Source organism: Enhygromyxa salina (assembly GCF_002994615.1).
GTDB lineage: Bacteria > Myxococcota_A > Polyangia > Nannocystales > Nannocystaceae > Plesiocystis > Plesiocystis salina_A.
In genome coordinates, this window is record NZ_PVNK01000289.1 from 1 (window position 1) to 6,862 (window position 6,862).

A 6,862-nucleotide genomic window follows, 5' to 3' on the forward strand; every position below is an offset into this window, starting at 1 on the left:
GGGGTGGGCAGCGGGCAGCTCGGGACGGGCAGCGGACAGCTCGGGACGGGCAGCGGGCGGCTCGAGCGGTGCCTCGCCGACCTCCCCAACTCCGCCGACCTCGCCGACTTCACCGACCTCGCCGACCTCGCCGACCTCGCCGACCTCACCGACCTCACCGACCTCACCGACCTCACCGACCTCGGCTTCGGCGCTTGCGAGCGCCGCCCGCTCGAGCCCCGCGAGCAGCATCGCGTCGTCGACGACCCGCAGGTACGCGAGGCTCCAGGCCGCCGCCCGCGGTCGAATGACCGAGGCGCCCGCGCGCGCGGCCGGGAGATCCAGCGCCGCGACCAGCAGCTCGATCGGCCGCTTGCACAGATACGCGGGCTTGGGCTCACCGAGCAGCGGCTTCATGTCAAAGCGGTGCTCGAGGTTGAGGTAGGGCTTGTCGTCGTAGTGCACGTGGGCGCGGGCGTCAGCCTCGCCCGAGAGCACCACGCGATCGCGGGCCCGGGTCATGGCCACGTAGAGCAGGCGCTTGGCCTCGGCGGCCTCGAGCGGGGCCAGCATGTTGGTGCACGGCGCGTGGAGGGGATCGTCCGGGGCCGAGAAGCCCTCGTGGGGCTGGCGGATCCTGGGCACGGCGATCCGCTCGCCCCGCGCGCTGTCGAGGGTCGGGATCGGGGCGCCGCTCCAGCTCGTCCGCGCGCCCGCCTGGCGAAACTCGCCGATCCCCGCGACCGCGACGACCGCCCACTCCTTGCCCTTGGCCCCGTGCCAGGTCGTGATCGTCACCGCGTCGGCCTCGGGTGAGATCAGGCCCTCGGGCGCGGGCTCGGCCCCGGCGTCGAGCCAGGTCGCGAGGCGCTGGAGATCGGGGCCGTCGGGCTCGAGGGTGCGGACGTGCTCGACGAAGCGCCAGGCGTTGGCGACCGCCCGCCGCTTGCGAGGTCCGACCAACCAGTGGGCCTCGAGCGTGAAGCTCGCGATCACGTCGGCGAGCAGATCTGCGCTCGAGCGCGCGCCAGCCTGGCGCGAGCAGGACAAGAAGCGGTCCCGCCCGGCCTCGAGCGCGGCGGCGTCGGCGACCAGGCGCTCGCGCAGCTCCTCGCGCTCGGCCTCGGACGCGGCCGAGATCACCCCCGCCGCGTCGAGGCCCGTGAGCGCGCGCTCCGGATCGATCCGAGCGTGACGCAAGAGCGCGCGGATCCTTCGGGGCTGGGCGCGTGGCCAGACCGCCTCGGCGTGCTCGTCGTCCCAGGGCTCCCAGACCTCGTCGAGCTCGGCGAATTCCGGGAGGTCGGGGTCCGACTCGCTCACCCGCCGATCGACCCCGGGCCAGCGCGCGAGCACGTAGAGGCCGAGGTCGGAGATCGCAAAGCAGGGCCCGCGCAGGACCGCGAGCGCGGCGACCTCGTCTTGCTCGTCGGCCCACAGGCGCACGATGTTGATGAGATCCCGGACCTCGGGCAGCAGCAGCAGCCCGCGCCCCCCCGCGAGATCGGCCGCGATCCCCCGACGCTCGAGCGCCGCGCGGTAGCTCTCGGCCAGGCTCCAGCGCGGGACCAAGATCGCGAGGTCGCGGGCGCGCAAGGCCGGTGACGCGCGGCCGTCTTCCGACCCGAGCGTGGCCCCGTCGAGCAGCCCACGCAGGTGCGCGGCGACGCGGTCGGCCTCGTCGCTCAGCCCGGCGTGGTCCGAGGGGTGGGCCCGAGCTCGCAAGAGCAGATCCACGCCGAGGCCCGGGAAGCGATCGGACTCGCGCAGGGCGACGATGTCTCCATCCCAGGGCACGAGCGCGTGATCGGGGATGTCGCGCAAGCGCGCGAGCTCGGGGGGCCGGCCGAGCTCCGTGATGTTGGCCCACGGCAAGACCCCAGCGAACAGCGGCGGGAACAGCTGGCCGAGGAAGCGGGCCAGGGTCGGCGAGCTGCGCCGGTTGTCGGCCAAGTTGACGATCTCGCCCTCCCCCTCGGCGGCGCGCAGGGTCACGGCGCGGGCAAAGACCTGGGGGTCGGCGCCCCGGAACCGATAGATCGACTGCTTGGGATCCCCGACGAAGAACACCTTGGCGGCGGCCTCGTCGGTCCCGCACAGCTCGGCGAGGCGATCGATGATCTCGGCCTGGAGCGGGTTGATGTCCTGGTACTCGTCGACGAGCACGTGACGGTAGCGACCGCGCAGGTGGATCTGGGCGCGCGGATCATCGAGCAGCGCGTAGGTCAGGAGCTCGAGGTCGTCGTAGCGCAGGACCGCGCGCTCGCGCAGGCTCGCGCTCCAGTCGCCGCGGGCGAGGGCCGCGAGCGTGACCCAGCGGGCGAGGTGCTGGGCCTGGCCGCGGCTGAGCGCGGCCTCGGGATCGGGCAGCACCGGCCGCTCGCGCCGGGTCGAGAGCACCCGGTGGCTGTTGCGGACCTGCTGCAGCGCCGCCGAGACCGCGGGGCCGAGTTCGGCGCTCGGGCGGGTCGTGACCAGCTCGTCGACGTCGGCGGTGATCTGCTCGAGCTCGGGCTCGGGTAGGTGGCGTCGGAGCAGACGAGCGACCCGCTCGCGCAGCTCGGCGAGCTTGGCCGTCCGCCGCCCCTGCTGACCCGTCATCGCGCAGGCCTGGAGCAGCAGGGTCAGCGGCACCTGCATGTAGTGGATGTACTCGCGCCACTGGGTCCGCACGAAGTGCTCGCGGGCGGCGAGGATCGCCTCGGGCTCGCGCCAGTCACCGCTCGGGCCGCGGGGCTCGGCCGCGCCCGGATCCGAGGCCGCGGGCGCGGCCGGCAGATCCGCCAGCGACCAGTCACGATCGTCGATCATGGCCCGGAGCTCGCGGCGCACGAAGCCGAGGGGGTGCGCGCGCAAGAGCTCGATGCAGGCCGCGTGGGCCCGGTGGCGCGGGTCGTCGATCGCCTGGTCGAGCCAGCCCGACACGAACGCGTCGAGCTCCAGGATCTGCTCGGCCGGCTCGAGCGGGCGGGCGTCCGGGGGCACGCCCGAGAGCTCGGGGAACTCGGCCAGCATCCTCGCGCACAGCGAGTGCAGCGTGCCGATCGGCGCGGGCGCGACCTGCTCGGCCAGCTTCAGGCGCTCGTCGAGGGAGCGGAGCCCGAGGACCTCTTCGAGCACGGGGTCGTCGTCCGCGGACGTGCCCGGCGGCGCGGTCAGGGCCGCGAACACCCGAGCGCGCATCTCGGCCGCGGCCGCCCGCGTGAAGGTGACCGCCACGACCTGCTCCGGCCGGGCCCAGGCCGCGCCGCTGACCGGGTCGCGGCCCGCGACGATCCGGAGGTAGCGACGAACCAGGCGCCAGGTCTTGCCCGTGCCCGCGCTCGCGACCAGGACCACCGAGCGCGTGGGGTCGAAGATCGGCCCGAAGCGATCGGCGGCGGTCACTGGACGACCTCGCGGGCCATGCGGGGGTCGGGCAGGGGCTCGAGCGCCGGGGGCAGGCCGCTGGCGCGCTGATCGGAGCTGGGGACCACGCGGGCGAGCTCGTCGATCCGGCTGCTCGGGCCGAAGCCTCGCCGGGTCGACCCGCGGGCCACGAGTGGAAAGCGGCCGTCCTCGATCGCGGCCACGAAGGCCAAGCTGAAGCTCGCGGCCGCCTGCAGCACCGTCCACACCTGGCCCTGCGCGTCGACGCCGAGGGCATCGTGAGGCGAGAAGCCCCGGGCCTCGGGTCGCGCGAGCTGGCCCGCGCGCGGCAGCGGACGCTGGAGGTACTCGAGGCGCAGCGCCCCGACGGGCACGGGCCCAGGCAAGCGCAGGCGCTCGGGCGACGCGGCCGCGACCTGCTGAACCGCGAGGGCGTAGAGCGGGAGCTGCAAGTGGAGGCCCGCGCGCAGCTGGGCGCTGAGCGCCGAGGCCCACGCGGGTCGTCCGGTCTTGTAGTCGACGACGATCAGGCGCTGGCGCGGAGGGTCGAGCTCGATCCGGTCGATCGCCGCCACGAAGGGGATCTTGCGCAGGCCGAGGTCGAGCTCGAAGCTCGTCGCCTCGTCGGCGGCCGGGGACCACTCGGTCGCGACCAGGAGCATCCCCGGGATCAGCTGCTCGCGCGCGGGCCGACGCCGCGGCCCCGAGCCCCCGCGGCGCGCGTCGGCCGAGCTCGGTGGCGCGCCCGGCCAGCCCTCGTAGAGGCGCTCGCGCCAGCGCTGCCACCACAGGCGGATCTCGACGGCCCAGCGGTCGCGCTCGCTCGCCCAGATCGGCTCGGCCTGGCCGTGCTCGGCCCGCTTGCGGTAGCCGTCCGCGAGCGCGTCGAGGACCTCGGCGAGCAGCGCCTCGGACACGCTCGCGAGCTCGAGACCCCCAGGCGAAGCGGCGAGCCGGGCCGCGTGGCTGAGCTCGAGCGCCCGGTGGACGACCTGGCCCTGCTCGCTGGCCAACAGCGAGGCCGCCGACTCGGGCCGCCGAAGCTCGCGCAGCCCGATCACGCGCTCGACGAAGTACTGGTAGGGCTGCTGGGCGTAGCGCTGCAGCGCGCTGGCCGAGTAGGGCTTGCTCGGCAACACCCGGACCCCGAGCGCGCCCGTGTGCGGCCCGACGCCGGGCAGCTCGTGGGAGCGGATCGCCTCGACCCGGCGGCGCAGCTGTGCGTCGGTCGCCCAGTCGACCAGGCGTTGCTCGAGCGGAGCGCAGGGCGGGTCGCCACCGGTCGGCAGCGCGATCGCGTCGACCCCAACCGCCCGCTGCTCGCCCTCGTCCTGACGCCCGGCGATCCACGGCCCTGGCGGTCGCCGGCTGCCCGCCCCGTCTCGGTGCCGCCAGCTGCCCACGACCGCCCCCGAGGCCGACGACGCGACCAGCTCGTCGAGCTCGCGCAGCTCACAGGTGAAGCGGACCCGCTCGGCGACCAGACCCAGGCCCTCCCGCAGCTGATCCGAGACCACGCCGTGGTGGACCGGCGGCCGCGGGTGCGCGTCGAGTCCGGTCAGGAACACGCGCGGGGGCAGGCGACCGAGCGCAGCCACGCTCGCGTAGGGCAGCACCCACACCGCCTCGCCGCCAGCTCGGGCTCGATCACCCAGAGTCTCCGGCTCACCCTCGTGAAGCGCCCGGCTCTGCTCCCAGCTGCCCGCGGACGCGCCGGCCAGCGCGTGGTCGAGCTCGGTCCCGAGCTCCGCGACCCCGTGGACGGCCGCCGACCCGTCGGCACCCGAGCTTTGCTCGGTCGAGCGCGCGCACAGCTCGACCGCCACGCGCGCGGCGGTCATCTCGGCCGCCGCGACCCCGTGGACGGCCGCGCGCCCGAGCAGATCCCAGTCGTCGAGCAGCGCGTGGAGCGAGGCCGGGCTCCACGCCTGCGCCAGCTGCTCGAGGCGCTCGACCGCCGCCGCCAACATCAGGTGCGCGCCGCGTGCTCGCGCGCGGCGCTGCTCGAGCTGCTCGGCCGACCAGCCAAAGCGCTGCGCTCGCTCGCTCAGTCCCTCGCCCGACGCGTCTCCCGCCGCCCGCAGCCGCCCCGCGAGGCCGCCGAGCGAGAACGAGGTCGCCCGCTGAAGCTCCCAGGCCCCGCGCAGATCTCCGGGGTGAGGGCAGCGCGGATAGTCGAGCTCGAGCTGCTCGGCGACCGAGGACCACGGCCGCAGGGCCGGCCCAAAGAGCACCGCCTCGAGTTCGTCTCGGCGGACCGCGCCCGGCGAGGCCAAGATCCGCAGCAGCGTCCGCAACACCCGCGCCGCCCCGGTGTTCGCCGCCCGCCGCTCGACCCAGGCGCGAACCGGGACATCGCGGTGACGCAGGCGCGCGACCCACCTTGGAACCGACTCGCTCGGCGCCAAGACCAGCGCCGCCCGGCCAGGCTCGTCCCGCAACAGCCGAGCGACCGCCGCGATCTCGGCCTCCGGCCCCGCGCACGAGAGTCGAAGATCCAGCGGCCGCCGGGCCAAGCCCAACTCGCCCGACTCCCCCGACTCCCCCGACTCCCAGCGCTCGAAGCCCAGGCCCTCGATCAGCCGGGCCTCCCAGGAGCTGGTTCTCGCCGCGCCAAAGCCCAACGCCACCGCCGCCGCCCGCCGCCGCAGAAACATGACCCGCCGATGGCCCTCGAGCACCAGCTGGGGCGCCTGCCCCCGCCACCAGGCCCGCTCCTCGCTCATCAGCTCCCGAAAGCGCTCGAAGGCCCCCAGCATCGCGCCATCCCGACTCTCGGCCCCGCCCGCAGCCGCCGCCACCGCCGTAGCGAGCGCCGCCCCCTCGAGGCCCCGCTCCAGGTCCACGAACGCCCGCAGGACCTCCCGCTGGTAGCTGCCATGCTCGGCGATCTCCGCGTAGCGGCCCTCCGGATCCGCGAGCAGGGCCGCGCGAACCACCACCAAGGCCCGCGACTGCGACAGCCCCTCCCCGCGCAGCTCCGTCGCCGCGGCCCTCAACATCGTCTCGAGGTCGTAGACCCGGACCCCGACCGCGACCCCGCGCTCCGCGACCAAGCTCGACACCCACCGAGCCGTCACCGCCTGCCGAACCAACACCAAGACCCGCCCCGGACTGTGGCGCTCACACAGCGCCCACAGGCGCTCGATCAGGTCCCCGCGCGAAACCATCGACCTCCCTACCCACATACCCCGATTTCACCCCGCCTGGCCCGAACCCCGACCAACGCGTCAGGCACGCCGACCCGCCGTCAGCCCGACCTGGCCGGAGCGCAGACCGAGTCGTCCCAGCCGCAAGCGGCGAAGCCAAGCGCCGACCCCAAGCGATGACCCCAGGCGATGACCCCAGGCGATGACCCCAGGCGATGACCCCAGGCGATGAACATCAGCGAACCAATAAAAGAAGCCCCGGACACTTTCGTGTCCGGGGCATAGATCTGGCGACGACCTACTCTCCCACAGAGTGACCCCTGCAGTACCATCGGCGCAGGAGGGCTTGACTTCCGAGTTCGGGA

At 74.6% G+C, this 6,862-nt stretch carries 2 protein-coding genes and 1 rRNA gene; all 3 read right to left on the reverse strand.

Annotated features, from left to right (window positions below):
• Positions 1–3,366: UvrD-helicase domain-containing protein (locus tag ENSA5_RS39625; RefSeq protein WP_106395777.1), on the reverse strand; the 3,366-nt coding region annotated here is incomplete at its 3' end.
• Positions 3,363–6,518, reverse strand: a complete 3,156-nt coding sequence (locus ENSA5_RS33395; RefSeq protein ID WP_181198424.1) for a PD-(D/E)XK nuclease family protein — start codon at positions 6,516–6,518, stop codon at positions 3,363–3,365. The genes ENSA5_RS39625 and ENSA5_RS33395, both read right to left, overlap by 4 nt.
• 264 nt (positions 6,519–6,782) lie before the next feature.
• Positions 6,783–6,862: ribosomal RNA gene (gene rrf / locus ENSA5_RS33400) — 5S ribosomal RNA — on the reverse strand; the annotation flags it as partial.

Excerpts from the sequence above, each read along its gene's own strand:
- ENSA5_RS33395 (WP_181198424.1), bottom strand. The coding sequence starts at position 6,518 with ATGGTTTCGCGCGGGGACCTGATCGAGCGCCTGTGGGCGCTGTGTGAG.